Annotated in this window: 26 protein-coding genes; 12 read left to right on the top strand and 14 right to left on the bottom strand. The window is 75.3% G+C overall.

Going from position 1 to position 25,162, the window contains the following annotated elements:
* Positions 1–65: 65 nt before the first annotated feature.
* Complete coding sequence (locus tag FSW04_RS19140; protein WP_146921834.1) at positions 66–275, bottom strand: hypothetical protein; 210 nt, start codon at positions 273–275, stop codon at positions 66–68.
* Between the two features lie 126 nt (positions 276–401).
* Between FSW04_RS19140 and FSW04_RS19135 the strand changes: the two genes are divergently transcribed.
* Positions 402–2,351 carry an alpha/beta hydrolase gene (locus FSW04_RS19135; protein ID WP_146921833.1) on the top strand — a complete coding sequence of 650 codons (1,950 nt, stop codon included), beginning with the start codon at positions 402–404 and terminating at the stop codon, positions 2,349–2,351.
* Here the strand turns inward: FSW04_RS19135 and FSW04_RS19130 are convergent.
* The 6 genes from FSW04_RS19130 to FSW04_RS19105 form a co-directional block, all read right to left on the bottom strand.
* Entirely contained in the window at positions 2,348–2,554 is a 207-nt protein-coding gene (locus FSW04_RS19130) for a hypothetical protein (protein WP_146921832.1), read from the bottom strand. The genes FSW04_RS19135 and FSW04_RS19130 overlap by 4 nt on opposite strands.
* A 34-nt stretch (positions 2,555–2,588) precedes the next feature.
* Positions 2,589–3,167 carry a response regulator gene (locus FSW04_RS19125; protein ID WP_146921831.1) on the bottom strand — a complete coding sequence of 193 codons (579 nt, stop codon included), beginning with the start codon at positions 3,165–3,167 and terminating at the stop codon, positions 2,589–2,591.
* Positions 3,164–4,336 (bottom strand): sensor histidine kinase, encoded by a 1,173-nt coding sequence (locus tag FSW04_RS19120; RefSeq protein WP_187368919.1) that lies wholly within the window; start codon positions 4,334–4,336, stop codon positions 3,164–3,166. The genes FSW04_RS19125 and FSW04_RS19120 overlap by 4 nt, the downstream gene beginning before the upstream one ends.
* Before the next feature lie 67 nt (positions 4,337–4,403).
* Entirely contained in the window at positions 4,404–5,204 is an 801-nt protein-coding gene (locus FSW04_RS19115; protein WP_146921829.1) for a DUF427 domain-containing protein, read from the bottom strand.
* Positions 5,205–5,214: 10 nt separating this feature from the next.
* Positions 5,215–5,664 (bottom strand): MerR family transcriptional regulator, encoded by a 450-nt coding sequence (locus tag FSW04_RS19110; protein ID WP_187368918.1) that lies wholly within the window; start codon positions 5,662–5,664, stop codon positions 5,215–5,217.
* On the bottom strand, positions 5,661–7,142 hold the full coding sequence (locus FSW04_RS19105) for an MFS transporter (protein ID WP_228430583.1): 1,482 nt from the start codon (positions 7,140–7,142) through the stop codon (positions 5,661–5,663). The genes FSW04_RS19110 and FSW04_RS19105 overlap by 4 nt, the downstream gene beginning before the upstream one ends.
* Positions 7,143–7,324: 182 nt before the next feature.
* On the opposite strand from FSW04_RS19105, the gene FSW04_RS19100 reads away from it, so the two are divergent.
* A complete protein-coding gene (locus FSW04_RS19100) occupies positions 7,325–8,713 on the top strand; it encodes an FAD-binding oxidoreductase (RefSeq protein ID WP_146921827.1) in 1,389 nt (462 codons plus the stop codon).
* On the opposite strand, the gene FSW04_RS19095 is transcribed toward FSW04_RS19100, so the two are convergent.
* Positions 8,673–9,176, bottom strand: coding sequence for a DUF3037 domain-containing protein (locus FSW04_RS19095; RefSeq protein WP_228430582.1), 504 nt, complete (start codon positions 9,174–9,176; stop codon positions 8,673–8,675). The genes FSW04_RS19100 and FSW04_RS19095 overlap by 41 nt on opposite strands.
* Entirely contained in the window at positions 9,163–9,945 is a 783-nt protein-coding gene (locus FSW04_RS19090; protein WP_146921826.1) for a HipA family kinase, read from the bottom strand. Before FSW04_RS19090 ends, FSW04_RS19095 begins: the two co-directional genes overlap by 14 nt.
* 49 nt (positions 9,946–9,994) lie before the next feature.
* Here FSW04_RS19090 and FSW04_RS19085 point away from each other — a divergent pair, with 49 nt between their 5' ends.
* Positions 9,995–10,795: a hypothetical protein gene (locus tag FSW04_RS19085; RefSeq protein ID WP_146921825.1), complete on the top strand. Its 801-nt coding sequence runs from the start codon at positions 9,995–9,997 to the stop codon at positions 10,793–10,795.
* Here FSW04_RS19085 and FSW04_RS19080 read toward each other — a convergent pair.
* A complete protein-coding gene (locus FSW04_RS19080) occupies positions 10,746–11,096 on the bottom strand; it encodes a response regulator (protein WP_146921824.1) in 351 nt (116 codons plus the stop codon). The genes FSW04_RS19085 and FSW04_RS19080 overlap by 50 nt on opposite strands.
* Before the next feature lie 340 nt (positions 11,097–11,436).
* On the opposite strand from FSW04_RS19080, the gene FSW04_RS19075 reads away from it, so the two are divergent.
* The 6 genes from FSW04_RS19075 (at position 11,437) to FSW04_RS19050 (ending at position 17,074) form a co-directional block, all read left to right on the top strand.
* Positions 11,437–11,646, top strand: a complete 210-nt coding sequence (locus tag FSW04_RS19075; RefSeq protein WP_146921823.1) for a DUF1059 domain-containing protein — start codon at positions 11,437–11,439, stop codon at positions 11,644–11,646.
* An 807-nt stretch (positions 11,647–12,453) separates the two neighbouring features.
* The gene (locus tag FSW04_RS19070) at positions 12,454–13,188 is read left to right on the top strand and encodes a DUF2817 domain-containing protein (RefSeq protein ID WP_187368917.1); all 735 of its coding nucleotides are present in this window, start codon (positions 12,454–12,456) and stop codon (positions 13,186–13,188) included.
* A complete protein-coding gene (locus tag FSW04_RS19065) occupies positions 13,185–13,856 on the top strand; it encodes a hypothetical protein (RefSeq protein WP_146921821.1) in 672 nt (223 codons plus the stop codon). Before FSW04_RS19070 ends, FSW04_RS19065 begins: the two co-directional genes overlap by 4 nt.
* Before the next feature lie 85 nt (positions 13,857–13,941).
* On the top strand, positions 13,942–14,649 hold the full coding sequence (locus tag FSW04_RS19060; protein WP_146921820.1) for a response regulator transcription factor: 708 nt from the start codon (positions 13,942–13,944) through the stop codon (positions 14,647–14,649).
* A 2-nt stretch (positions 14,650–14,651) separates the two neighbouring features.
* Complete coding sequence (locus FSW04_RS19055) at positions 14,652–16,127, top strand: sensor histidine kinase (RefSeq protein ID WP_228430581.1); 1,476 nt, start codon at positions 14,652–14,654, stop codon at positions 16,125–16,127.
* A gap of 65 nt (positions 16,128–16,192) precedes the next feature.
* Positions 16,193–17,074 carry a S1C family serine protease gene (locus FSW04_RS19050; protein ID WP_146921819.1) on the top strand — a complete coding sequence of 294 codons (882 nt, stop codon included), beginning with the start codon at positions 16,193–16,195 and terminating at the stop codon, positions 17,072–17,074.
* 83 nt (positions 17,075–17,157) lie between these two features.
* Here the strand turns inward: FSW04_RS19050 and FSW04_RS19045 are convergent, their stop codons facing one another.
* Entirely contained in the window at positions 17,158–18,660 is a 1,503-nt protein-coding gene (locus FSW04_RS19045; RefSeq protein WP_146921818.1) for a CoA-acylating methylmalonate-semialdehyde dehydrogenase, read from the bottom strand.
* 180 nt (positions 18,661–18,840) lie between these two features.
* Positions 18,841–19,587, bottom strand: coding sequence for a class I SAM-dependent methyltransferase (locus tag FSW04_RS19040; protein ID WP_146921817.1), 747 nt, complete (start codon positions 19,585–19,587; stop codon positions 18,841–18,843).
* A gap of 33 nt (positions 19,588–19,620) precedes the next feature.
* Between FSW04_RS19040 and FSW04_RS19035 the strand changes: the two genes are divergently transcribed.
* Both FSW04_RS19035 and FSW04_RS19030 read left to right on the top strand, forming a co-directional pair.
* Positions 19,621–20,619: an asparaginase gene (locus tag FSW04_RS19035; RefSeq protein ID WP_146921816.1), complete on the top strand. Its 999-nt coding sequence runs from the start codon at positions 19,621–19,623 to the stop codon at positions 20,617–20,619.
* A 223-nt stretch (positions 20,620–20,842) separates the two neighbouring features.
* Positions 20,843–21,829: an NADPH:quinone oxidoreductase family protein gene (locus tag FSW04_RS19030; RefSeq protein WP_146921815.1), complete on the top strand. Its 987-nt coding sequence runs from the start codon at positions 20,843–20,845 to the stop codon at positions 21,827–21,829.
* A gap of 59 nt (positions 21,830–21,888) precedes the next feature.
* Here FSW04_RS19030 and FSW04_RS19025 read toward each other — a convergent pair whose 3' ends face one another.
* Both FSW04_RS19025 and FSW04_RS19015 read right to left on the bottom strand, forming a co-directional pair.
* Positions 21,889–23,415 carry a DHA2 family efflux MFS transporter permease subunit gene (locus FSW04_RS19025; protein WP_146921814.1) on the bottom strand — a complete coding sequence of 509 codons (1,527 nt, stop codon included), beginning with the start codon at positions 23,413–23,415 and terminating at the stop codon, positions 21,889–21,891.
* A gap of 172 nt (positions 23,416–23,587) precedes the next feature.
* Positions 23,588–23,893, bottom strand: a complete 306-nt coding sequence (locus FSW04_RS19015; RefSeq protein ID WP_146921813.1) for a hypothetical protein — start codon at positions 23,891–23,893, stop codon at positions 23,588–23,590.
* Between the two features lie 131 nt (positions 23,894–24,024).
* On the opposite strand from FSW04_RS19015, the gene FSW04_RS19010 reads away from it, so the two are divergent.
* The gene (locus FSW04_RS19010) at positions 24,025–25,146 is read left to right on the top strand and encodes an acyl-CoA dehydrogenase family protein (RefSeq protein ID WP_146921812.1); all 1,122 of its coding nucleotides are present in this window, start codon (positions 24,025–24,027) and stop codon (positions 25,144–25,146) included.
* Positions 25,147–25,162 lie beyond the last annotated feature (16 nt).

Here is a 25,162-nt window from a genome sequence, read left to right as displayed (position 1 = left end):
CCGGCGGTCCCGGGCCCCAGGCCTTTAGGAACCTTTATCCGGCCGCCGCCGGCCGGCCGGCCGGCTCAGAGACGCGGGATGCCGAGCACCATGTGCGGCGCGGCGGCCGGGTCCCCGCCGACGGCGGCACCGCCCGCCTCACCGCCGCGCGTGCCGTACTCGAGCTCGCCCTTGCACTTGGGGCAGGAGCCGAGGATGCGCAGGCCCTCGGCCATCGCGGGGGTGTTCCACCGGAACCCGCAGCCCTTGCAGCGCACCGCGTAGTCGTCGCTCATCAGGAGCAGCATCGGCGTCCGCACTTCGGAACTTGAGCACGACATCCGTCCGATGTGCGGCTCCGACCTCAAGAACCTCGCCGGCGTGCCGATCACGGCGCCGGCTCGGGTACGGTTGCGCGCCCCATGTCGTACCGGCTGCTGCACGCGTCGATCGTCCTGGCCGCCGTGCTGGCGGTCGGCGTCCCCTCGGCGGCGGCCCTCGACACGGGCCCGTGCCCCGGCACCACGGCCTTCCGCTGCGCGACGGTCACCGTGCCGCTGGACCGCTCGGGGACCGTGCCGGGCACGATCGGGCTGCGGGTGGCGGTCGAGCGCCCGCGCGACGGCGCCGACGGGTTCCTGCTGGCGCTGTCGGGCGGCCCGGGCCAGCCGGCGGTGCCCTTCGCCGACTCGTTCCGCTCGTCGCTGGCCCCGGCGCTGGGCCGGCGCCGGCTCGTGCTCGTCGACCAGCGCGGCACGGGCGGCTCGGGCCTGCTGGTCTGCCGCCCGCTGCAGGCTCTGGGCACGCTCGACGTCGTCAACACCCGCACCGTCGAGCGCTGCGCCCGGGCCCTGGGCCCGTCGCGCCAGTTCTACTCCACGACGGACTCCGTGCTCGACCTCGAGGCGGTGCGGGCGGCGCTGGGCGCGCCGACCGTCGAGCTCATGGGCGTCAGCTACGGCACCTACGTCGCCGCGCAGTACGCCCGGCGCTTCCCCGCCCGCACCGACGGGCTCATCCTCGACTCCGTCGTCGGGCCCGACGGGATCGACACCTACTTCCTGGACACCTTCGAGCGCCTGCCGCGGGTGCTGGCCGAGCAGTGCGCGCGGTCGCGGTGCCGGTCGGCGACCCGCGACCCGCTCGCCGACCTGGCGCGGGTGGCGGCCCGCGTGGCGCGTGCGCCGCTGCGCGGCACGATCCCCGGGCTGCGCGGCGTGCCCCGGGCGACCGCCGTCCACAGCGAGTCCGAGCTGCTGCTCATGATCATGTCGGGCGACCTGAACCCGTTCCTGCAGGCGGCGCTGCCGGGCGCGATCGGCGCCGCCGCCCGGGGCGACGCCGCGCCGCTGCTGCGGCTGCGCCGGATCGCGGAGGGGCCGCCGTCGCCGGCCTCGCAGTTCAGCGCGATGCTCAACGTCGCCACGACGTGCGCCGACGCGCGGCTGCCCTACACCTTCCTGACGCCCTACCCCGACCGCTGGACGGCGTGGCGCCAGGGCACCGCCGGCGTCCCGGACGTCGCCTTCGCGCCGTTCAGCCGAGCCGGCGTCATCGACACCTCGCTCGCGCACGACTGCCTGCGCTGGCCGCAGGGCGACACGCCCGCGGCGCCCTCGGCCGACCCGCTGCCCGACGTTCCGGCCCTGCTGCTCAGCGGCCGGCTCGACACGCGCACGCCGCTGGAGAACGCGCGCGAGCTGCGCGCGCTGCTGCCGCGCGCCCAGCTGCTGACCGTGGCCGGCACGGGCCATGACGTGCTCGACAGCGACGTGACCGGCTGCGCGGCGCGCGCGCTGCGGCGCTTCGCCGACGGAGCGTCGATCGGCACGCCCTGCGCGGGGCTGTCCAACGCGGTCGCCGTCCTCCCTCGCCCGGCCCGCGCGCTGGGCGAGTACCGCTCGGCGCCCGGGGTGGGCGGCCGGCGCGGCCGCGTCCTGTTCGCCGCGCTGGACACGGTCACCGACGGCCAGGTCGGCGCGCTGCAGGCGCTCTACGCCGGCTACCGGCGCCTGGAGGGCGGCGGCCTGCGCGGGGGCTGGTACGCCGCGTCGTCCAGCGCGGTGCGCCTGACGCTGCACGCCGACCAGCTCGTCCCCGGCGTGCGGGTGAGCGGGACGGTCAGCGCGGCGGGCGACCGAACGCAGGGCGTGCTGCGCGTCGACGCCGCGGGCACGGGCGCCGACGGGCTGCTGCGGATCGGCAGCCGCGGCGTGGTGACCGGCACGCTGGGCGGCCGGGCGGTCCGCTATGACCCGTCGACCGACCCCGGCACGACGGCGCGGGCCGGCGGCCGGGGGCCGATGCGCGTCGCGCTGCCCGCGCTGCGCCCCGCCGCCCGGCGGGCCGCCGCGCTGCGCGCCCGGCGCTAGCCGTCGTCGCGGCTACGGCGGCGCTGGCCCAGCGACAGCAGGCCGCCGACGAGGATGCCGGCCAGGGCGACGAACGCGATGGGCAGGACGATCCCGTCGCCGCTCTGCAGCGTCTCGGTGGCGATCGCGACTGCGAGCCCGACGACGAAGACGATCACGCCGACGACGGGGCGGGCGCGGTAGAAGTCGATGACGGTGCGCACCGGTGGGACGGTATCCGAGGCGGCGCCGAGCCGGCTACGCGGGCGCGGGCAGCTCGACCCGCAGGCGGTCGATCATGTCGTCCAGGCGCCGCGTGATGTCCTCGGTCGTCGTGCGCAGCGTGTCGGCGACCTCGTCGGTCCTGGTGCCGTCGAGCACCATCGCCAGCACGGGGAGCTGGTCGGTGCCCAGCACCGCTGAGGCCGAGGTCATGAGCTCGCGGGGGATGGGCGGCAGCACACGGTCGCCGCGCGCCAGCGAGCGCAGCGCGTCGAACAGCTCGGGCGCCGGGGCGCTCTTGTTCAGCAGCCCGTCGGCCCCGGCGAGCACGGCGGGGATGACCAGCGAGGCATCCGCGTAGGCCGAGTAGAGCAGCACCGCGGGGGCGCGGTCCATGGCCTTCAGGCGCCGGCAGACCCGCAGCCCGTCGGTGCCGGGCAGGTGGTAGTCCAGGACGACGACGTCGGGCCGGTGGCGGGCCACGACCTGGTCGAGGTCCTCGGGCGCGGAGGCCGAGGCCGCGGCGAGCGGGACGATGCCGGGCTCGGCGCGCAGCACGGCGGTCAGGCCGGCCCGCATCGCGGGGTGGTCGTCGACGATGAGCACGCGGATCATGGGGAGCCTCCAGGGGTCGGAAGGGCGAGCGCGACACGGGTGCCGTGCCCGCCGGGGGCGGGGCCGATGTGCAACCGGGCGCCGATCGTCTCGGCGCGCCCGCGCATCGAGCGCAGGCCGTGGCCGCCGGCGGGCGGCGGATCGGGGATGCCGACGCCGTCGTCGGCGACGACGACCGCGCCGCCGCCGCCGGGCGCGGTCGACAGCTCCACGTGGATCGTCCCGCAGGAGGCGTGGCGCACGGCGTTGGTCAGGGCCTCGGCGGCGATGCGGTAGGTGTGGGCCGCGACGAGCGGCGGCAGCGGTGGCAGCGTGCCGTGCACCTCGATGCGGGCGTCGCCGGCCAGCTCGAGCTCGGCCGCACGGCGGCGCAGCAGCTCGTCCACCGGGCGCCCGTCGAGCGGGATGCGCAGCTCGGCCACGCTGGTCTCCATGTCGGCGGTCGCGCCGCGCAGCTCGGCGAGTGCGCCGTCGACGAGCTCGCGCTCGGGGTCGCCGACGCGGTGTTCCAGGGCGCTGAGCATGAGGTGGGCGGCGTGGACGCGCTGCTTGGCCGAGTCGTGCAGCTCCCACGCGATGCGCCGGCGCTCGGCCTCCAGGGCCAGGCGCTCGGATTCGGCGCGCGCGGTGCGCAGCCGGGCCAGCAGGCCGCTGGAGTAGGCCAGCGCGAGCGTGACGAGCAGCGGGACGAAGAGGTGGGTGGCCAGCGTCTCCAGGCGGATCGTGTTGGCCAGCGTGTCGGAGGGCACCTGGCGGGTGAGCATGGCCACCACGGCGTAGAGCACCGAGAACGCGGTGCCCCAGGCCATGGCCGCCCGCGCGCCGAGCGCCGTGGCGGGGAGCACGAGCGTCGTGAGGGCGTAGATGTAGAACGGGCTGCGCCAGTCGCCCGAGGCCAGCACGAGCGCGAGCGCGGCGAGCAGGTCGACCGCCCAGGCCGCCGGGGCCGCGCGCAGGCGCTCACTGCGCCCGAAGGCCACCAGCGTGACCCCCGACCAGACCAGCGTGAGGGCGGCCAGCGGCACGTCGTGGCGGGTGACGCGGTGGCTGACGAGCAGCAGGACGGCAACGGCCGTGCCGAGCACGCGGGTCATCGTCAGCAGCGCGAACCAGCGGTCCGCGCGGACGGTCTCCCTCGTGCTGCCCCATCTGCGCCGGCGGTCCCCCATCGCCCCAAGGGTCCCAGGCGAGCCTGAAGGGGTCCTCAACAGCACGGGAGCGGCGTGCGAGAGACCGTCAGGAGGCGACGGCCGCGCCGTCGACGATGACCTCGACATCGTCGCCCCAGAACGACACGTGGCCCGCGACGGCGGCCGACTCGGGGTAGGGCGCCTCGTAGCACCAGGCGGCGTCGGCCAGCTCGGAGCCGTCGCCCAGCACGAGCGTGGCGTAGGACGCCTCGCCCTTGTAGGGGCAGAACGTCGTGCGGCCCGTCGGGCCCTGCAGGGTCGCGGTGACGTCGGCGCGGGGCAGGTAGTAGCGGTTGGGCAGCGCCGTCTCGGAGAGCAGGAGCGCCGCGCGGGAGTCCGCGACGACCTCGCCGCGGGCGCGGACCTGGACGTGGCGGGCGGTGCGGCGCACGTCGACGCGGTGGTAGGGGTCGGGGAAGCCCAGGACGTCCTCCTCCTCGTCGCGCCAGCGGTCCAGGCGCTCGAGGTAGACGCCGGCCAGGCCGTGCAGCCAGGAGGCGGCCGGCAGCGGGTCGTCGTAGACCCAGAGCGCGTTCTCGGCGACACGCTCGCCGGCGCGGATCGAGCGGTAGCTGGCGTCGCCCTTGAACGGGCAGTGGGTCGTGTGCTCCGTGCGCTGCAGCAGCGCCGGGTCGATCGCGTCCAGCGGGACGTAGAGCTGCGGGCGCAGGCCGGTCTCGTGCACGAGCGCCGCGCGGTCGGTGTCGATGACGGTCCGGCCGCCGAGGTCGCCGCGCACGCGGCGCGGCAGGGGCGTCAGCATGAGGCGGTGCCGGGGGCCGTCGATGGCGTAGTTGCCCGGGCCGGGGGAGCCCGAGAGCGGTCCGGGGGACTGGGTGAGGCTCATGCCCTCGACGTTAGCCGTCGGCCAGCCGCGCCCGGATGAGCTCGCGGCGCTCGCGCAGCTCGTCCTCGAGGCGCTCGATCTCGGCGCGGCGGCCGGCCAGGAGGTCGAGCTGGCGCTCGACGTGGCCCAGCGACTGGTCCAGGATCTCGCGCCGGCGCGCCGCGCCGGGGTTGCCGTGGTGCCACTCGTCGCGCAGCGCGGCGCGGGCGTCCTGGGCCTCGACGAGCTCGCGCAGCTCCTCGAGGCTGATGCCCAGCAGCTCCTTCAGGCGCAGGGCCTCGCGCAGGCGCTCGACGTCCTGCTCGCCGTAGAGGCGGTGGCGGCCGGCCTCGCGCGGGTGGTCCCGGGCCAGCAGGCCGAGCTCCTCGTAGTAGCGGATGGTGCGCGGGGTGGTGCCGACGAGGCGGGCCACCTCCCCGATGCGCAGCCCGCCGGCCGCCGCGGCCTGCGCGGGGCTCACGCGCGCGTCTCCGTGCCGGAGGTGGCGGGGCGCAGCAGCGAGACCGCGGCGGCCAGCAGCGAGGAGGCGGCCAGCGCCCACAGCGCGACGTGCAGGTTGTGGATGAACGGCGCCAGGGCGGCGTCCGAGAGGCCCGACGAGACGCCGGAGAAGATCGACAGCAGCGTCGTGGTGGGCACGGCGGCGGTGATGATCGCCAGCACGAACGCGATGGAGAGCACCGAGCCGGTGTTCTGCAGCATCATCCGCGTGCCGCCGGCGATCCCGCGCCGGTGCGGCGGCACGGCGCCCATCATGGCGGAGGTGTTGGGCGAGTTGAACATCCCCGACCCGAGCCCGGTGATGAGCAGCCACAGCGCGGTCAGGGCGTAGCTCGTCCCGGTCTGCAGCGTGGTCATGGCCGCCATGCCCACCGCGGAGACCACGAGGCCCAGCGCGGCGAGCGACCGCGCGCCGTGGCGGTCGGCGTAGATCCCGGCCAGCGGGCTGGCGATGAGCATGCCCACGGCCAGCGGGGCCAGCTTGACGCCGGCGACGATCGGGTCGTCGCCCTGCGCGCCCTGGAAGTACAGGACGAACACGAACGTCAGCGCGAAGCGGCTGAGGCCCGACAGGAACGCGGCGCCGGTCGCGGCGCTGAAGCCGCGGTCGGCGAAGAGCGAGAGGTCGAGCATGGGGGAGGGCACACGGCGCTCGATGGCCACGAAGGCGGGCAGCAGCACGACGGCGACGACGAGCGAGCCGATGGTCAGCGTGTCGCCCCAGCCGACGATCCCGCCGCGGCTGATGCCGAGGGTCAGGCCGGTGAGGCCCGCGACGAACGCGAGCGTGCCCCACCAGTCGAAGCGCCGGTCGGCCTCGGGGCGCACGATCTCGCGCAGCACGAGCCAGGCCCACGCGGTGCCGGCCAGGCCGATGGGCACGTTGAACCAGAACACCCAGTGCCAGGAGATCTCGACGAGCGCGCCGCCGAGGACCGGCCCGAGGACCAGGCCGACGCCGGCGACCATGACGTTGGTGCCCATCGCGACGCCGAGCTGCTCGCGCGGAAACGCGTCGGTGACCAGCGCCGAGGCGTTGGCGAACAGCATGGCCCCCCCGATCCCCTGCACCACCCGCCACAGGATCAGCTCGGTGCCGCCGCTGGAGAACCCGGCGCCCAGCGACGCGGCGGTGAACAGCGCGAAGCCCCACACGAACGCGCGCTTGCGGCCGAACAGGTCGCTCAGGCGCCCGAACGTGAGCACGAGCACGGTCGAGGCGATCATGAACGCGAGGATCACCCAGACCAACGTGAGCAGCCCGACGCCCAGGGCGCGCTCGAGATCCGGGAGCGCGATGACCAGCGTGCCGGAGTTGACGGTGGCCAGCAGCATGCCGAGGCTCGTGCACGACAGGGCCCACCACTTGTAGTGCTCGTGGTCGGCGTCGACGCCGATCCGGCGGCGCGGGAGGGTCTGGGCGGCTTCGGCGGACACGACCGACACCCTACAAGCTCTTCTTTACGTCAACGTCAGGTTCTGGCCTTCCGGAGTCCGCCCAGGGACATCCCTGGTGTGGAGGGCCGCACCCTCGCGCGGGGGGGTTGCTCCGGTGCACGGAGCCGCGGGCGACGCCAGGATCCTCGTCGACCCGCAGTCCTCTCCCACGGAGTCCCCACGTGATCATCACCGCCCGTCCCGACCTCGGCCTCGACAGCCTGCGCTCCCGGTTCGCCGGCGAGCTGCACGCCCCCGGCGACGCCGGCTACGACGACGCCCGCCAGGCCTGGAACCTCGCCGTCGACCAGCGACCCGCTCTCGTCGCCCTGCCCCGCGACGCCGACGACGTCAGCGCGCTGATGGGCTTCGCCCGCGCCAATGCCCTGCGCATCGCCCCCCAGGGCACGGGCCACAACGCCAACGCCCGCGGCTCGGTCGCCGACAGCATCCTCGTGCGCACCACCCTCATGCGCGGCGTCGAGATCGACCCCGTCGCCCGGCGTGCCCGCGTCGAGGCGGGCGCCCTGTGGATGGACGTCACCGCGCCCGCCTCCGAGCACGGCCTCGCCGCGCTGGCCGGCTCGTCGCCCGACGTCGGCGTCGTCGGCTACACCCTCGGCGGCGGCATCGGCTGGCTGGCCCGCGCCCTCGGCCTGGCCTGCAACAGCGTCACCGCCATCGAGGTCGTCACCGCCGACGGCGAGCAGCTGCGCTGCGACGAGGACCGCCACCCCGAGCTGTTCTGGGCGCTGCGCGGCGGCACCGGCAGCTTCGGCGTCATCACCGCGCTCGAGCTCGAGCTGTTCCCGCTGCCCGAGGTCTACCAGGGCGTGATGCTGTGGCCGTGGGAGCGCTCGCGCGAGATCCTGCGGGCCTGGCACGAGTGGACGCTCGATGCCCCCGAGGCCGTCACGACCTCCGCGCGGATCCTCCAGATCCCGCCGATGCCCGACATCCCCGAGGCGTTCCGCGGCCGCCAGTTCGTCGCCATCGATGGCGCCGTGATGGGCACGGAGGCCTACGCCGCAGAGGTCCTCGCGCCGCTGCGCGCGCTCGAGCCGGCGATGGACCTGTTCGCGATGGCCCCGCCCGCCGGGCTGGTCCACGTGCACATGGACCCCGAGCACCCTGTGCCCGGCATCGGCGGCCACGCGATGCTCGACGAGCTCACGCCCGAGGCCATCGACGCGCTCGTCGACGTCGCGGGCCCCGGCACGGACTCCCCGATGCTCGCCGTCGAGCTGCGTCACCTCGGCGGCGCGCTGGCCCGCGTCCCGGCGCGCGCCGGCGCCACGGCCCGCCTCGAGGCCGCGTACATCCTGTTCGCGGTCGGCGTGCCGGTGACGCCCGAGCTCGCCGAGGCGATCCCCGCCCGCCTGGCCGCCCTGAAGGCCGCGGTCGCCCCGTGGGCGGCCGAGCGGGTCTACCTCAACTTCGCCGAGGAGCCCACCGACACGCGGTCGGCCTACGGCGAGGACGCCTTCGCGGCGCTGCAGGCCGTCAAGGCCGAGTACGACCCGTTCGACCTCATCCACGCCAACCACCCGATCGCGCCCGCCTCGCGGTAGCGACCCGCGCTGGGTGCCCGCCGCCGTCCTCCAGGACGGCGGCGGGCACCGGCAGGTCAGGGCCCGGGCGGGCCGCCCGGGCGCGCGACGAGGCGCACGAAGAGCCGGTCCAGGACGGCCTGGGGGTCGTCGCACAGGCCGGTGTGGATGGGGAGGGCTGCACGATCGTGCTCGACGCCGCCGTCAGCCACCCGAAGCGCTCGGACTGCGGCAGCGCGGCGATCGCGCCGGCCGCCGGCTCGCCCTCGGCGACCCGCACCAACCCCTCCAGGTGGCGGCGCACCGCGCCCGCGTCGGCGCCGGGCGCCAGCACGCGCAGCCGCGGCTCGTCGAGCTCGGCCCGCGCGCCGAGGAACCCGCGGCGCCGGCAGAACACGACGACGCCGACGTTGAGCGCCTCGCCGCGCTCGACGTCGGGCACGACGCGCCAGATCGCGTACTGGAACGCGTCAGGCCCGGCCACGGCGCGCCTCCTCGGCCTCGGCGGCGAACGCGCGCGGCGCGGCCAGCCGCTCCTGCAGGTACGTCACGTAGGCGTCACGCTCGGCCGGCGGGTCGCGGCCCAGCCACAGGTCCGGCACCGCGGCGACGGCGGCGCCCACGGCCTCCGGCGTCAGGCGCCCGGCCAGCGCGGCGTCGACGCGGTCGATCGGGTCGGCGAACGGCAGCAGCGCGTGGTCGGCGATCTGGGGGAAGGGCGCCGCCGCGGCGCCCTCGGGCCATGCCGCCGCGTGGTGGCGGTAGAGCGCGGCGCCGTGGTCGATGAGCCACAGGTTGCCGTGCCAGACCAGCATGTTGGGGTTGCGCGGCGTGCGGTCGACGTTGGCCACCAGCGCGTCGAACCAGACGACGGCGGCCGCGACGTGCGCGCTGACGCCCGCGGGCGCCGCGGGCGTGAAGGGCAGCGCGCCGGGCAGGAAGTCCAGCGCGGCGTTCAGTCCGCCGCTGCCCTGCACGAGCTCTTGGATCTCGGGGTCGGGCTCGGCCGCGGCGATGACCGGGTCGACGTCCATGAGCACGATCTCGGGCACGCGCAGCCCGGCCGCCCGGGCCAGCTCGCCGGCGACGACCTCGGCCACGAGCGCCTTCGGGCCCTGGCCGGCGCCGCGGAACTTGACGACGTAGAGCCCGTCGTCGTCGGCCTCCACCAGGCCCGGCATCGACCCGCCCTCGCGCAGCGGCAGGACGTAGCGCGTGGCACGCACGGTGCGGAGCGTGAGGGCCGCGGGCATCTGGCGCCCACGCTACAGCGTGGGTCCGCCAGCTACGGTCGGAGGCCGCGTGTGGTTCGAGACCGACAACCTGGTGCTCACCGCGGCCCAGGCTGCCGGCGTCGTGCTGCCCGCCGCGGGCGTGCCGGTCGCCCTGCGCCGCTTCCGCGGCGGCGCCTGGGCGCTCGTCGCCCCGTTGTCGATCGCCGTCGTCATCGCCGCGATCGACCTCCTGCCGTCCTCGGCCGACGTGCTGACGTGGGTCGCGCTGCTGCTCATCCCGCCGGGCTGCGCGCTCGGGCTGGGGTGGGCGCTGCGCGGCGCGCGCCCGTGGCTGGGCGTCGCGGCCGCCGCCGCGCTGGCCGTGGCGTGGGTGTGGCCGTCGACGCGCGCCGGGCAGGTGGCCACGATCGTGCTCATCGCCGGGTCCTGCGTCACGCTCGGGCGGCTGCTGGCGGGTGCCGCGCCGCTCCTGCTGCTCAAGCTCGGCATCGTCGCGATGGCGGTCACCGACGCGATCCTCGTCTTCGGCAACGAGCTGCAGGCGCCCAACGCCGTGCTCGTCGCCGCGGCGCCCGGCGCGGGCCTGCCGCAGCTGCAGTCCGCCGCGTTCGGCTTCGCCGGGATGGGCTACGGGGACTTCTTCGCGGCCGCCGTGGTCGGCGGGATCCTGGCGGCCGAGGGACGCCGGCAGCTGCCCGCGGCGGTCGCGGTGCTGCTCGTGTCGCTGGCCTGGGACCAGCTCTTCCTCGTCGTCGACGTCCTGCCGGCGACGGTGCCGCCGGCGATCGTGCTCGTCGGCGCCGAGGTCGTCGCGCGGCTCAGAGCAGGGCGCAGAGCGCTGCGCCCGTCAGCTCACCCTTCGGGATGAACCCCCGGGCGCCGCTGCGCGCGACGAGCGGGCCGAACTCGCGCGGGTCGCGGCTGGAGGTGAGCACGACCTTGGGCGCCGCGTGGTCCAGGCAGATGCGCGACGCGACGTCGAAGCCGTCGAGGTCGGGCAGGTTGACGTCGAGCAGGACGACGTCGGGGGAGAGCTCGACGCTGGCGGCCAGGCCGCTTGCGCCGTCCTGCGCCTCACCGACGACCTCGAATCCGTCGTGCTCCAGCAGCAGCCTTGCGGCGGACCGGAAGCTCGGGTGGTCGTCGACGATGAGGACCTTCGTGGGCACGCCCCAAGAGTGCCCGGAATCACCCATTCCCATCGTGCGGCTACCCACACTGTTGTCTGAGTGTCCGCTGGTGAGCGCTGGGTGGAGGCCCGCCCGGCCGACGGGGGCCGACCGGCTCGGGCTCGGTGGATCGGGGCACGTACCGCCGCGGACGCCCTGGGACACGCGAGCCCGTCACCCTCAGCGTCGTCGATGCCGGGACCGCGCTCAGCCCGTGCGCGACGGTCCGCCCCGCTCCAGGCCACCGCCTTGACATCGCGGCGCATCAGAGGAGGCTGGATGTCCCTACGGGAGTCGACCGGTCCCACGGCCGGATCGGCGACCAGGAAAGGGGCGCTCCATGCCCTACCAGTTGCAGTGCGCGGACGTTCTGCCCGGCGGCTGCCGCGCAAGTCTCCAGGGCGCCAGCCTCGAACACCTCCTCGGTGTGGCCCGCGAACACGGACGCGATGCCCACGGCTACACGTCGGTCTTCTTCAGCGCCGAACGGCTCGCACAGATGGCGCAGCACGTGCACCGGGCCGCCGACGAGCGAGCGGCCGACGGATAGTCGCCAGGGTGCCGCCCGCAAGCGCGAACGGACGGGAGGGCTTGCGAACCCGTGGTCGAGGGCCAGAGCGTCACCGATCGCAATGCCGCTCGCATCCGTCCACGGTCGCCTGCTGCTGGGACAGCTGCCGAGCACGTGGCTGCGGCGTCGGCGATGCCGAGTGCGCGGACTGGTCGGGGTGCGCCGGCGCAAACGCCGTCCCGGAGTCCTCCGGGACGGCTGCGCCGTGTCTCTCGTCGAAACATCCATGCCCCTTCCCTGGGGCCTGGTCAGCAGGCTCGCGTCCTGGCGGCCCGCGCACATCCGTAGTCGTACGCCGAGGTTCGGTGACGTTCCGCCGCGCAACCCAGACAGGGTCCGCACGCAGCGAGGCAGGCACGCGGCCTCCGCCCGGTGCCCCGGCGGCGACTTCGCCGCCGCCCGCCGCTGCGGCAGCACCCGGACACCCAGACTCGGCGGCCGCGCCGCTCGCGCTCAGCGCGTTCGCGCTCGGCAGGCCCCGGCGAGTGGGGGCCGAGTCGGCGACCGCCGTCTCATCGGCGACGATCTCGGTCACCGTGCCGTCTCGCCACGTCCATCTCGTCCTCAGCCCACCGCCGGATTGCCGCGGCTCCGTGGAGGTCGCCCTGAACGGCGATCCCACCCGGCCGGTCGCCGTCGACGGGCGGCGCCGGTACCGGCCCGCGAGCCTCCCATGGGCCGGCCGTCACGCGCTGCGCCTGCCGCTGTCGCCCGACACCGCCGCCCATGCGGTCACGTCCAGGTAGGCGCGCCGCGCGCGCGGCGGAGGCCGCGGCCGCGGCCGGGTTGGCCGTCGCCGCCTCGCTCGGCTCCGCCGCCCCGGCCGCCGCGCCGCCGTCGCGCCACGGCGAGACCGTCGGCCACACCGTGCGCGGGAGGCCGATCCGCCTCGTCGTCGTGGGGGATCGCGGCGCGGCGCGCCGCGTCCTCGTCGTCGGCTGCATCCACGGGACCGAGCGGGCGGGCATCGCGGTCACGCGCGCGCTGCGCGGCGCGGCGGCGCCCGCGGGCGCCGCGCTGCTGCTCGTCGACGCCCTGAACGCCGACGGCTGCGCGGCGGGTACGCGCGGCAACGCCCACGGCGTCGACCTCAACCGCAACTTCCCGGTCGGCTGGCGCCCGCTGAGCGGCATCTACGCCTCTGGTCCGCGACCCGGCTCGGAGCCCGAGACCTCCGCCGCACGGCGCCTGGTCCTGCGCGAGCGGCCCGATGTCACGATCTGGCTGCACCAGCACATGGACCGGGTCCTCCTGGACCCCGGGGCCGACCGGGCGCTCATCCGCACCTACGCGCGCGTGGCGGGCATGCGCACGCGGGTGCTCGCGCCGCTGCCGGGGACCGCGACGCGCTGGGAGGCCGAGGTGCTGCCCGGGCGCAGCGCGTTCGTCGTCGAGCTGCCCGCCGGCCGCCTGCCCGCGGCCGCCGTGGCCCGCCAGGTCCGCGCCGTCCTGGCCGTCGCCGCGCTCTCAGGCACGTCTCAGGGAGCGCTCAGCAGGCTCCGCCATCCTCATGCCCCATGAAGGTCACGCGCTATGTCCTGACGTCGGCGGCCGTCCTCGCGGCCGGGGCCGGCGGCGCCGCCGCGATCGCCGCCACGAGCAACGCTCCCAAGCAGGCCGAGCAGTCGGTCCTCAACGACGCCGCCAAGCGGCTCAACGTCTCGCCCGACGACCTGCGCTCGGCGCTGAGCGCCGCGGAGAACGCCCAGCTCGACCAGGCCGTAAGGGACGGCAGGCTCACGCAGGCGCAGGCCGACGCCATCAAGGCCGACCGCCAGAAGGACGGCCGCGTCCTGGGCGGCGGCGCGCTGGGCGGACCGCACGGCGGCCGGGGCTTCGGCGGCCCCGGTCGCGGCCTGGGCTTCAAGGGCGGCCCCGGCGGCGCGCTGGACGCGGCGGCGACGGCCCTCGGGCTCAAGCTGGCCGACCTGCACACGAAGCTCGAGAGCGGCAAGAGCATCGCCGACGTCGCCAAGGACCAGGGCAAGAGCCTCGCCGACGTCAAGGCGGCGATCACGGCCGGCGTGACCAAGGAGCTCGACCGGGCCGTCACCGACGGCAAGCTCACCGCCCGGCAGCGCACGGACATCCTCAAGGAGCTGTCCGACCACCTCGACGACCTCGTCACCCGCACGCCGCCCAAGGGCGGCCCGGGCATGCGGCACGGCCCGCGCGGACACTGGCGCTAGCCTCGCAGGCATCACCCACGACCCTCGCAGCAGGTTCCCCGGGTCCTCCCAGGAATCTCCCAGGTCGCGGGCCGACACTGGCCGCATGATGACCGCCGCCCTGCCCGAGACCCACCGCGTCCTCGTCGTCGACGACGAGCCCAACATCGCCGACGTGATCTCGATGGCTCTGCGCTTCCAGGGCTTCACCGTCGAGTCGGCGGCCGACGGGCGCAGCGCCCTGGAGGCGGTCTCGAGCTTCAAGCCCGACCTGCTCGTGCTCGACGTCATGCTGCCCGACATGGAGGGCTTCGAGATCGCCCGCCGGCTCAGCGCCGAGCGTGCGCAGGTCCCGATCATCTTCCTCACCGCTCGCGACGCCACCGAGGACAAGGTGCGCGGGTTGACGATGGGCGGCGACGACTACGTCACCAAGCCCTTCAGCCTCGAGGAGCTCGTCGCGCGCATCCGGACCATCCTGCGCCGCTCGGGCCTCAGCCAGCCCGAGACGAGCAGGCTCGTCTTCGAGGACCTCGAGCTCGACGAGGACACGCGCGAGGTCACCCGCGGCGGCGAGCTCATCGAGCTGACCGCCACGGAGTACCGGCTCCTGCGCTACCTCATGCTCAACCCGCGCCGCGTCCTGACGCGCGCGCAGATCCTCGACCAGGTCTGGGACTACGACTTCGGCGGCGACGCCCGCGTCCTGGAGACCTACATCAGCTATCTGCGCAAGAAGCTCGACAAGCACGGGCCGCCGCTCATCCACACCGCGCGCGGCGTCGGCTACGCACTGCGGGCCCCGAGGTCCTGAGCGTGTCGCTGCGCGCGCGGCTCATCATCGGCCTGCTCGCGCTCGCGGCCGTCGGGCTGGTCGCCCTGGCGGGCGTCACCTACGCCGAGCAGCGCAACCTGCTGCTCAAGCGCGTCGACCAGCAGGTCCAGCTCGCCGCGAAGATCCCCGACGGGCGCCCCGGCTTCGGCGGCGGCCGCGGCGTCGGCGGCATCGGCGCCCCGCCGGCCGACAACGGCTACGGCGACGGCGGCGGCCCGCGCGGGCCCGCGGCGGGCACCTGGATCCTGCACCGCGACGCCCAGGGCCGGACGACCGCCGCGCCGGACTGCCGCGCCTGCTTCTCGACCACGGCGACCGCGCCCACCCTGCCCGCCTCGCTGCCCACGGGGCACCTGGCGACGGTCAAGGCCACCAACTCGGGCGCGCGCTACCGCGTGCTGGCCCAGACCGCGGCCGACGGCGACGTGATCATCGCCGCGGTGCCGCTGACCGAGACCGACCAGACGCTGCAGCACCTGCTGCGCATCGAGGCCGTCGTCATCGCGGCGGTGCTCCTGGCGCTCGCCGCGCTGTCGTGGCTGCTGGTCCGCATCGGGCTGCGCCCGCTGGACCGCATGGGCGTCACCGCCGGCCAGATCGCCGGCGGCGACCTGTCGCACCGCGTCGAGGAGGCCAACCCGCGCACGGAGGTCGGGCGCCTGGGCCTGTCGCTGAACCGGATGCTCGACCGCCTCGAGCGCGCCTTCGAGGAGCGCCAGGCCAGCGAGGACCGCCTGCGGCGCTTCCTGGCCGACGCCTCGCACGAGCTGCGCACCCCGCTGGCCTCCATCCGCGGCTACGCCGAGCTGTTCCGGATCGGCGCGGCGCGCGATCCCGAGAACACCGAGAAGGCGATGAGCCGCATCGAGGCCGAGGCCACGCGCATGGGCGTGCTCGTCGAGGACCTGCTCACGCTCGCCCGGCTCGACGAGGTCCGCGACGCCCAGCGCGAGGACGTCGACCTCGCGCGGCTCGCCGGCGACGCGGTCGACGACGCGCGCGCCACGGCGCCCGACCGCGACATCGAGCTGGACGCCCCGGCCGGGTCGCTGCTGCGCGGCGACCCCCACCAGCTGCGCCAGGTGCTGGCCAACCTGCTGCGCAACGCGCTGGTGCACACCCCGCCCGGAACGCCCGTCGACGTCTCCGTCCACGACGCCGGCGACGCGGTGACCTTCGAGGTCCGCGACCACGGCCCCGGCCTGCCCGCCGACGAGCGCGAGCTGTTCGGCCGCTTCTGGCGCGCGGAGGCCGGCCGCGAGCGCGGCAAGGCGGGCGCCGGGCTGGGCCTGGCGATCGTCGCGGGGATCGTGCACGCCCACGGCGGCGAGGTCCGCGCCGAGAACGCCCCCGGCGGCGGCGCCCGGTTCACCGTCCGCCTGCCGCGTGACGGCGTCGACCCCGCCCTGGCCGCGCCGCACCCGGCGGCCGCACAGGCGGCCTCCGACGGCGCCTGAGCGCTCTTATCCGCCCTTACGGATCCCTTGAGGGTCGCGCAAGCACGGCGGGGCACAGTGTCGGCATGACCTTCCCCTCCAAGCTCGTCGCCCTCGGTGCGGGCGCCATCCTCGCCGGGGCCGGAGGCGCGGGCGCGGCCGCCGTCGTCATCGGCGACCACGGGGGTGGCGGTGCGTCGTCGCCGGCCATCGCCGCGACCGGTGCGCGTCGCGTCGTCGACGCCTCGACCACCACGGCCAAGGCCGTCTACGACGCCACGAAGGGCTCGGTGGCCAACGTGAGCGCCCAGACCGGCGACGGCACCGCCACCGGATCGGGCTTCGTCGTCTCCTCCGACGGCAAGATCATCACCAACGAGCACGTCGTCGAGGGCGCCACGTCGGTGACCGTCAGCCTCGGCACCGACGGCGCCAAGCAGCCCGCCCGCGTCCTGGCCGCCGACGCGTCCAAGGACCTCGCGCTGCTGCAGGTCGACACGAACGGCGCCAAGCTCAAGCCGCTGACCTTCGCGGACTCCTCACAGGTCGAGGTCGGCGACCCGAGCTACGCGATCGGCAACCCCTACGGGTTGGACCACACGTTCACGAGCGGGATCATCTCCGCGCTGGACCGCTCGATCCAGGCGCCCGACGGCACGACGATCAAGGACGTGCTGCAGACCGACGCGGCCATCAACCCGGGCAACTCGGGCGGCGCGCTGTTGGACGCCTCGGGCCGCGTCATCGGCGTCAACTCGCAGATCGCGGCCTCCGGCTCGTCCTCGGGCGGCGGGGAGGCCGGCAACGTCGGCATCGGCTTCGCGATCCCGTCCGACACCGTGCAGGCGTTCATCGCCCACCCGACGTCGACCTCGGCGGCCTCGGCCGGGCAGGCGCAGCAGCAGCAGGGCGGCCAGGCCGACCCCTATGGCCGACAGGCCGACCCCTACGGGCTGTTCGGCCCCTAGCGGTCGGTCCCTGCGGCGCTGCAGGTGTCGGCTCCCTGGGGCCGGCACCCGCAGCGGAACCGGCCCTCCGGGCCGGCGCTCGTCTAGGACTCCACGAAGTAGGAGCCGTGGCCCTGGCCGTCGGAGAACCAGCGGCTGGTCACGGTCTTCTTGCGGGTGAAGAACTCCACGGCGTCGGTGCCGTGGGCGTGCAGGTCGCCGAGGAACGAGTCCTTCCAGCCCGTGAACGGGAAGAACGCGACGGGGGCCGCGACGCCGATGTTCACGCCGATCATCCCGGCCTGCACGTCGTGGCGGAAGCGGCGGACCGCCGCACCGTTCTCCGTGAAGATCGACGTGCCGTTGCCGAAGCGGCTGGCGTTGATGATCTCGACGGCCTCGTCGAGCGAGCCGGCGCGGACGATCGCCAGGACCGGCCCGAAGACCTCCTCCTGGGCGATGTCCATGTCGGGCGTGACGCCGTCGAGGATCGTCGGCCCGACGAACGCGCCGCCGGGGGCCAGGCCGTCGCCGGCCTCGCGGCCGTCGACGGCGGGGGTCGCGCCCGCGGCCACGCCGCGGTCGATCCAGTCGCGGATCCGGTCGCGCGCCTCGCACGACACGACGGGGCCGACGTCGACGCCGTCCTCGGTGCCGTCGCCCAGCGCCAGGGCCCGCGTGGCCTCCACGAGGTCGGGCAGCAGGCGGTCGTGGGCCTTGCCGACGGTGATGACGACCGAGCCGGCCATGCAGCGCTGGCCGGCGGCGCCGAACGCCGAGGCGATGATGCCGGAGACCGTCTTGTCCATCACGGCGTCGGGCATGATCACCATGTGGTTCTTGGCCCCGCCGAGCGCCTGCACGCGCTTGCCGGTCTTGGCGGCGCGCTCGTAGACCAGGCGCGCCACCGGCGCCGAGCCGACGAAGGAGATCGCGTCGATGCCCTCGTGGTCGAGCATCCCCTCGACGATCTCTCGCCCGCCGTTGACCAGGTTGACCACGCCGGCGGGCAGGCCGAGCTCCTCGATGATCTCGAAGGCGATCTGCTGGGTCAGCGGGACCTGCTCGGACGGCTTGAGGATGAACGTGTTGCCGCAGGCGATCGCGAAGGGCAGGAACCAGAACGGGACCATGGCCGGGAAGTTGAAGGGGACGATCGCGGCGCAGACGCCGACGGGTTGGCGGACCGTCTCGCAGTCCACGTTGCGCGAGACGTCCTCGAGGATGCGGCCCTGCATCGTGGTCGGGATGGCGCAGGCGGCCTCGACCATCTCGATCGTGCGCGCCACCTCGGCGCGGGCGTCGACGATCGTCTTGCCCATCTCCGTGGTGACGGAGCGGGCGAGGTCCTCCTTGCGGCGCTCGAGGCCCGCGCGCAGGCCGAACAGGGTGCGCGCGCGCTCGATGACGGAGACGTCGCGCCACACGGGCAGCGCCGCGCGTGCGGCGCGGACGGCGGCGTCGAGATCGGCGGCGTTGGACAGCGGGACGCGTGCGAGGACCTCCCCCGTGGCGGGGTTGGTGACGTCGAGCGCGTCGCCCGCGGAGGCGGGCGCCCAGGCGCCGCCGACGTAGTTGTGCAGCAGGCGGGTGGCGGTGGCGGACATGTGCCGACGGTACCCGAAGCGCTGGCGAAGGATCGGTGAAGAACACGCGCAGGGCGCTGCGGGCGGCCGGACGCGGACCGATCGCCGGCACCCGGGCGAGCGACCCGCGGCAGGCGCTGGCGCCGACAGGCGGCGCCGACGGGCGGCGCCGACGGGCGGGCTGCAGGTCGACCTGTACGCCTAGCCGCGCGCCGCGCCGCCCGGGGCGTCCTCGCGCCGTGCGTGCCACACGTGGCACACGTACGGGAGGTCGAACGCGCCGGGCGGCGCGAGCGCGCGGACACGGTCGAGCATCTCCTTGCGACGCCGGGGCGCGGCGGTGATGACGGCGCTGCGCGAGGCGACGTTGTCGACGAGCACGCCGGCGTCGCCGCGCTGGGCGTGGGCGAAGGTCTGCGACACCGGGTCGCTCAGCCCCGCCGCACCCGTCCAGGGCGCCTGGAGGCCGCGCACGAGGCTCGCGCGGTCCTCGGCGCCGAAGACCTCGGTGACCGCGGCGACCCACGGCACGCGGTCGTCGAACCGGTTCCACAGCACGCCGACGGTGCCGCCGGGGCACAGCACCCGCGCGATCTCGGCCAGCGCGGGGCTCGGGTCGAACCAGTGGAAGGCCTGCCCGGCGAGCACGGCGTCGACCGACGCGTCGGGCAGCGGGATCGCCTCGGCGGAGCCCGCCAGCACGGTCGCCTCCGGCGCGATGGCGGCGCGCATCGCCTCCAGCGGCTCGACGGCGACCACGTCGAGGCCCAGGGCGAGCAGGCCGTGCGTCAGCTTGCCGGTGCCGGCGCCGAGGTCCAGCGCACGGCGGGCGCCGGCGGGCAGGCAGGCGCGCAGCGCGGCCGCGGGGTAGCCGGGCCGTCCGCGGTCGTAGGCGTCGGCCTGCTCGCCGAACGAGGTCGCGCGCTGCGCGCGCGTCACATCGGGCATCCCGGCGAACCTATCGCTGTACGCTCGACGGCCATGCTGACCGTCAGCGATCGCAGCCATGCGCCCGTGCGCCGGGTCCGGATCCTCACCGCCGGGGGGACGATCGCCATGGTCGGCGACCACGCCCAGCCGGGGCTGGACGCCGAGGCGCTCGTCGCCAGCGTGCCGGGGCTGACGGCGTTCCCGAACCTCGAGGCGATCACGATCCTCAACAAGCCGAGCGCGCACCTGACGCTAGAGGACTCCCTGCGGGTCTGCCGCGCGGCGCGCGACGCGGCGCGCCGAGGGATCGGCGTCGTGGTGACCCACGGGACCGATGTCCTGGAGGAGACCGCGATGCTCTGCGACGTCCTGCACGACGCCGATGCGCCCATCGTCTTCACGGGCGCCATCCGCACCGCGACGGCGGCGGGCGCCGACGGGCCGGCCAACCTGGTGGACGCCGTGAGCGTCGCGGCCAGCGCGCCCGCGGCGGGCATGGGCGTGCTCGTCGTCTTCGGCGGCGAGATCCACCACGCGCGCTGTGCGCGCAAGACCGACACGACGTCGCTCGTGGCGTTCTCCTCGCCGCAGACCGGCCCGCTGGGCCGCGTGACCGAGGGCCACCCGACGATCTGGTCGCGGATCCCGCGCAACCCGCCGCTGGACCCGCCCAGGCTCGACAAGCGGGTGCTCATCATCCCGTCGACCTCGGGCGACGACGGGACGCTCGCGCGCGCCGCGCTGACCACCGAGCCCGACGGGATCGTCGTCGGGACGCTCGGAGCCGGCCACCTGGCGCCCGAGGTCCTGTCGATCTGGGCCGAGGCTGCCAACGAGATCCCGGTCGTCGCCTACTGCCGGCCCGAGCGCGGCGTCGTGCTCAACGCCACCTACGGCTACGCGGGATCCGAGCGCGACCTGCGCGGCACCCGCATCATCCCGGCGGGCTTCCTCTCGCCGCAGGCGATCCGCATGAAGCTGCTGGCCTGCCTGTCCTCGGGCCTCGACGTCGACGAGGTCCGCTGGGCGTTCTCGCAGGACGACGGGTAGCCCTCGCCGGGGGCCGTCCGCCGGCGTGGGTGTGCGGAACGGGCGCGTCCGGACCCATCGCCGTGGCCGATGGCGCAAACGTGGGGCGATGGCCCACGTTCGCGCCATCGGCGTCCGGGGACACCGCCGGCGCCCACGGCCGGGGCACGCCCCGCGTCCGCGGAAGCGCCAGTCCGCGCGCGGCGCCCGCCCGCGACGCACGCGGCGGGATAGGTTCCCGGGCATGCGCGCACTCCAGATCACCGAGCTCACCGGCCCCGACACCGCCCTGAAGCTCGTCGACGTCCCCGAGCCGGAGGCGTCGCATCCGCTGACCCCGGGCGAGGGCGTCGTCGTCGACGTCCATGCCGCCGGCGTGTCGTTCCCCGAGGTCCTCCAGACCCGCGGGATGTACCAGATCAAGCCCGACCTGCCGTTCATCCCGGGCAGCGAGGTCGGCGGGATCGTGCGCAGCGCGCCGAAGGGTGCCGCCGTCGCGCCGGGCGACCGCGTCGCGGCCTTCTGCATGCTCGGCGGCTTCGCCGAGGTCGTCGTCGCCCCGTCCTGGCTGACGTTCAAGGTGCCCGACACGCTGGACTTCGGGCAGGCCGCCGCGCTGGTGCTCAACTACCACACGGCCTACTTCTCGCTGAAGACCCGCGGCCGCCTCGTCGCCGGCGAGACCGTCCTCGTCCACGGTGCCGCGGGCGGCGTCGGCACCGCCACGCTGCAGATCGCCAAGGGCCTGGGCGCCCGCACGATCGCCGTCGTCTCCAGCGACGAGAAGGAGGCCATCGCGCGTGAGGCCGGCGCCGACGAGGTCGTCCGCTCCGACGGCGCCTGGAAGGACGAGGCCAAGGCGTGGTCGGACGGCGGCGTCGACATGGTCATCGACCCCGTCGGCGGCGACCGCTTCACCGACTCGATCCGCTCGCTGCGCGAGGGCGGCCGCGTCGTGGTCGTCGGCTTCACCGCCGGGTCGATTCCCGAGGTCAAGGTCAACCGCCTGCTGCTGACCAACACCGAGGTCGTCGGCGCGGGCTGGGGCGCCTACGCGATGGGCAAGCCCGAGCTCAACCTCGAGATCGGCGCCGCGCTGGACGATCTCATGGCCTCGGGCGCGGTGCGCCCGATCATCGGCGCCCGCTTCGGCATGGACCGCGCGGCCGACGCGCTGAACCTGCTCGATGGTCGCGGAGCCCTGGGCAAGATCGTCCTCGAGGTGCGCTGAGCGCCGGCGGCCGCGCGCGCGGACACGCATCCCGCGCGCACGGCCGCACGTGGCGGTCCTCAGGCGGCCACGGCCTCGGCGGCCGGCATCTCGGTGACGGCCTCCTGCTCGCCGGTCGGCAGCGACGGCCGGCGGCGGGGCAGCAGCAGGGCCGGGATGACGGCGAGCACGATGACGCCGACGGCCCACCAGAACGTGTGGCCGAAGGCCTCGGCGATCCGTGGCGCGACCTCGGCACGCGCGGACGCCGGGACGGACTGCGCCGCGCTCAGGCCGCTCTGGCCCGCGCCGGGCAGGCGGCCGGCCAGCTGGTGGGTCAGCACGACCGACAGCGTCGCGGTGCCGATCGAGCCGCCGACGCGCTGGATGATGTTCAGCGCCGTGGTGGCGCGCGCGACCTGCGGGCGCGCCAGCGTCTGGTAGGCCGCCGACATCGCGGGCATCATCGTGGCGCCCATCCCCATGCCCAGCAGGAACTGCGAGCCGCCGAGGAACCAGAACGACGTGTCGGCGCCCACGCGCGTGAAGCCGAGCATGCCCAGCAGGAGCAGCACCAGCCCGCCGAGCACGACCTTGCCCGGCCCGGCCTGGTCGGTGATCTTGCCCGCGACGGGCATCATGAGGGCCGCGCCGACGCCCTGCGGGGCCAGGAGCAGCCCGGCGTCCAGCGCCGACTCGCCGCGGACCACCTGGTAGTAGAGCGGCACCATGAACATCGCGCCGAACATGGCGGCGGCGAACGCGAACGTCGTGGTGGAGGCGGCGCTCATCGTCCGGTTGCGGAACAGCCGGACGTCGAGCAGCGGCCAGGCGCTGCGCAGCGCGTGGGCGATGAACGACCCGATGAGCACGAGGCCCGCGGCCATCGGCAGCCACGCCTTGACCGAGCCCAGGCCGCCGCTGGATGACGTCTGGGCCAGGCCGTAGACGAACGCCGCCAGGCCGGGGGAGAGCATGAGCAGGCCCTGCCAGTCCAGGCGCTGGTGGGCGGCGGGCCGGTCGCGGGCCAGCAGCCGCTGCGCGGCGACCAGCGCGACCGCGCCGATCGGGATGTTCACGTAGAAGATCCAGCGCCACGAGACGTCGTCGACCAGCCAGCCGCCGAGGATCGGGCCCACGATGGGCGCCATGAGCATCGGGACGCCGACCACGCTCATGATCCGCCCGACGCGCTGCGGGCCCGCGGCCTGCGAGAGGATCGTCATGCCCGCCGGCATGATCATGCCGCCGCCCAGGCCCTGCACCACGCGGAACGCGATGAGCGAGCCGGCCGACCAGGCCATGCCCGACAGCGCCGAGCCGGCGAGGAACAGGCCGATGGAGATCATGTACAGGCGCTTGGTGCCGAAGCGGTCGGCGGCCCAGCCCGTGAGCGGGATCACGGTGGCCAGCGCGAGCATGTAGCCCGTCGACACCCACTGGATCGTCGCCAGGTTGGTGTGGAAGTCGCGCGACAGCGTGTCGATGGCCACGTTGACGATCGTCGTGTCGAGGATGGACATGAACGTGCCGAGCACGACCACGGCCGACACGGCGATCAGCGCGCGGTCGAACAGCTTGTCGGGGGCCTTCGGTGTGGTGGTCATCGGGGGTCCTCCGGGCGCACGGCGGCGCAGGGGTCGGAGTGGGCGGGGAGGAGGGGAGCGAGCGCGGCGCTGAGCGCCCCGCGCTGCTCCGGGGTCAGAGGGGCGACGAGGCGGGTCAGGCCTTCGAGGCGTGCTGCGGCGATGCGGGAGACCGCGGCCTGGCCGGCCTCGGTCAGGGCCAGGCGCTTGACGCGCCGGTCGGCGTCGTCCTCGCGCCGGGACACGATGCCCTGGCGGGTGAGCGCGTCGACCGCCCGGCCGGTGGCCGCGGGGAGAGGCCGACGGCCGTGGCGAGCTCGGACGGCGTGAGCTCCTGCTCGGCGGCGTCCAGCGCGAACAGCATCTTGAGCTGCGTCATCGACAGGTCCAGCTCGCCGACGAGCCTGAAGACCTCGCCCTGGGCGGACTTGATCGTCGTGGTCAGGAACGCCATGAGCTCGTCCGTGAGCTGCTTCGCCGAGACGCCGGTTGCTTGCATCGGCGGAAAGAGTAACGAGAGTGCAATGACTGCGTCAATGCCGGTCTTTGCGCGTCCGTCATCAGTTGCAGGTATGAGTGCCATCCGCGCGGCGGCTTGCGCGCGGCGGCGCCGCGCGGCACGCTGGAGGCGTGACCGTCCTGTCGCCGCTCGGCCTGGCCGACCTCGCCGCCGCCCGCGCGGCCGAGACGGAGGAGGGTCGCCGGCTGGCGCCCGAGCTCGTGGAGGCCCTGCGCGACGCGGGCTGCTTCCGCCTCGGCGTGCCCGAGGCGCTCGGCGGCCCTCAGGGAACGCCGGCCGAGATCCTGGCCTGCGCCGAGGAGATCGCCCGCGGCGACATGTCGGCGGGCTGGTGCGTCTCCATCGCGGCGACCAGCAGCCTCCTGGCCGCCCACCTGCCACCCGCCGGCGCCCGCGAGGTCTTCGGCCCGCCCGGCGCGATCGCCGCCGGAGTCTGGGCGCCGACGGGCCGGGCGGTGCCGGCGCCCGGCGGCGGCCTGCGGGTCACCGGCCGCTGGGCGTTCTGCAGCGGCATCGACCACGCCGACTGGCTCCTCGCGGGCTGCGTCACCGAGGACGAGCAGCCCGCCATGCGCATCGTGGCGCTGCCCCGCGCCGAGCTCGAGGTCCTCGACACCTGGCACGTCGGGGGCCTGCGCGGCACGGGCAGCCACGACGCGGTGGCCGACGGCGTGGCGGTCCCGGCCGAGCGCGTGCTGTCGCTGCTGGACGGCGGCCCGGTCGTCGACGCCCCGCTGTACCGCTTCCCGATCTTCGGCTTCTTCGCGCTCTCGATCGCCGCCGCCGCGCTGGGCAACGCCCGCGGCGCGCTTGACGACCTCGCCGCGCTGGCCGCCGTCCGCCACCCGCACGGCGCCCGCCGCACGATGGCGCAGCGTCCGGACACGCAGGCCCGCGTCGCCGAGGCCGAGGCCGCCCTGCGCGCCGCGCGCGCCCTCGTGACCCAGGCGGTGTGGGAGGCCTGGGCGGCCGCCACGGCCGGCGGCCCGGTGGGCGACGCCGAGCGCCTCGGGCTGCGCCTGGCGGCCACCCACGCCGTGCGCACCTCGGCCCGCGTGGCCGACGCGATGCACGACCTCGCCGGGGGCGCCGCCGTTTACGACCGCTCGCCGCTGGGACGCCGCTTCCGCGACGCCCACGCGGCCACCGCGCACGTCCAGGTCGCGCCGATCACGTGGGAGACGACCGGCCGGCTCCTGCTCGGGCTGCCGGACGACACGACGTTGTTGTAGGTCGTAGGCTGCCGCG

Source organism: Baekduia soli, assembly GCF_007970665.1.
GTDB lineage: Bacteria > Actinomycetota > Thermoleophilia > Solirubrobacterales > Solirubrobacteraceae > Baekduia > Baekduia soli.
This window is presented reverse-complemented; position numbering and strand designations above follow the sequence as displayed.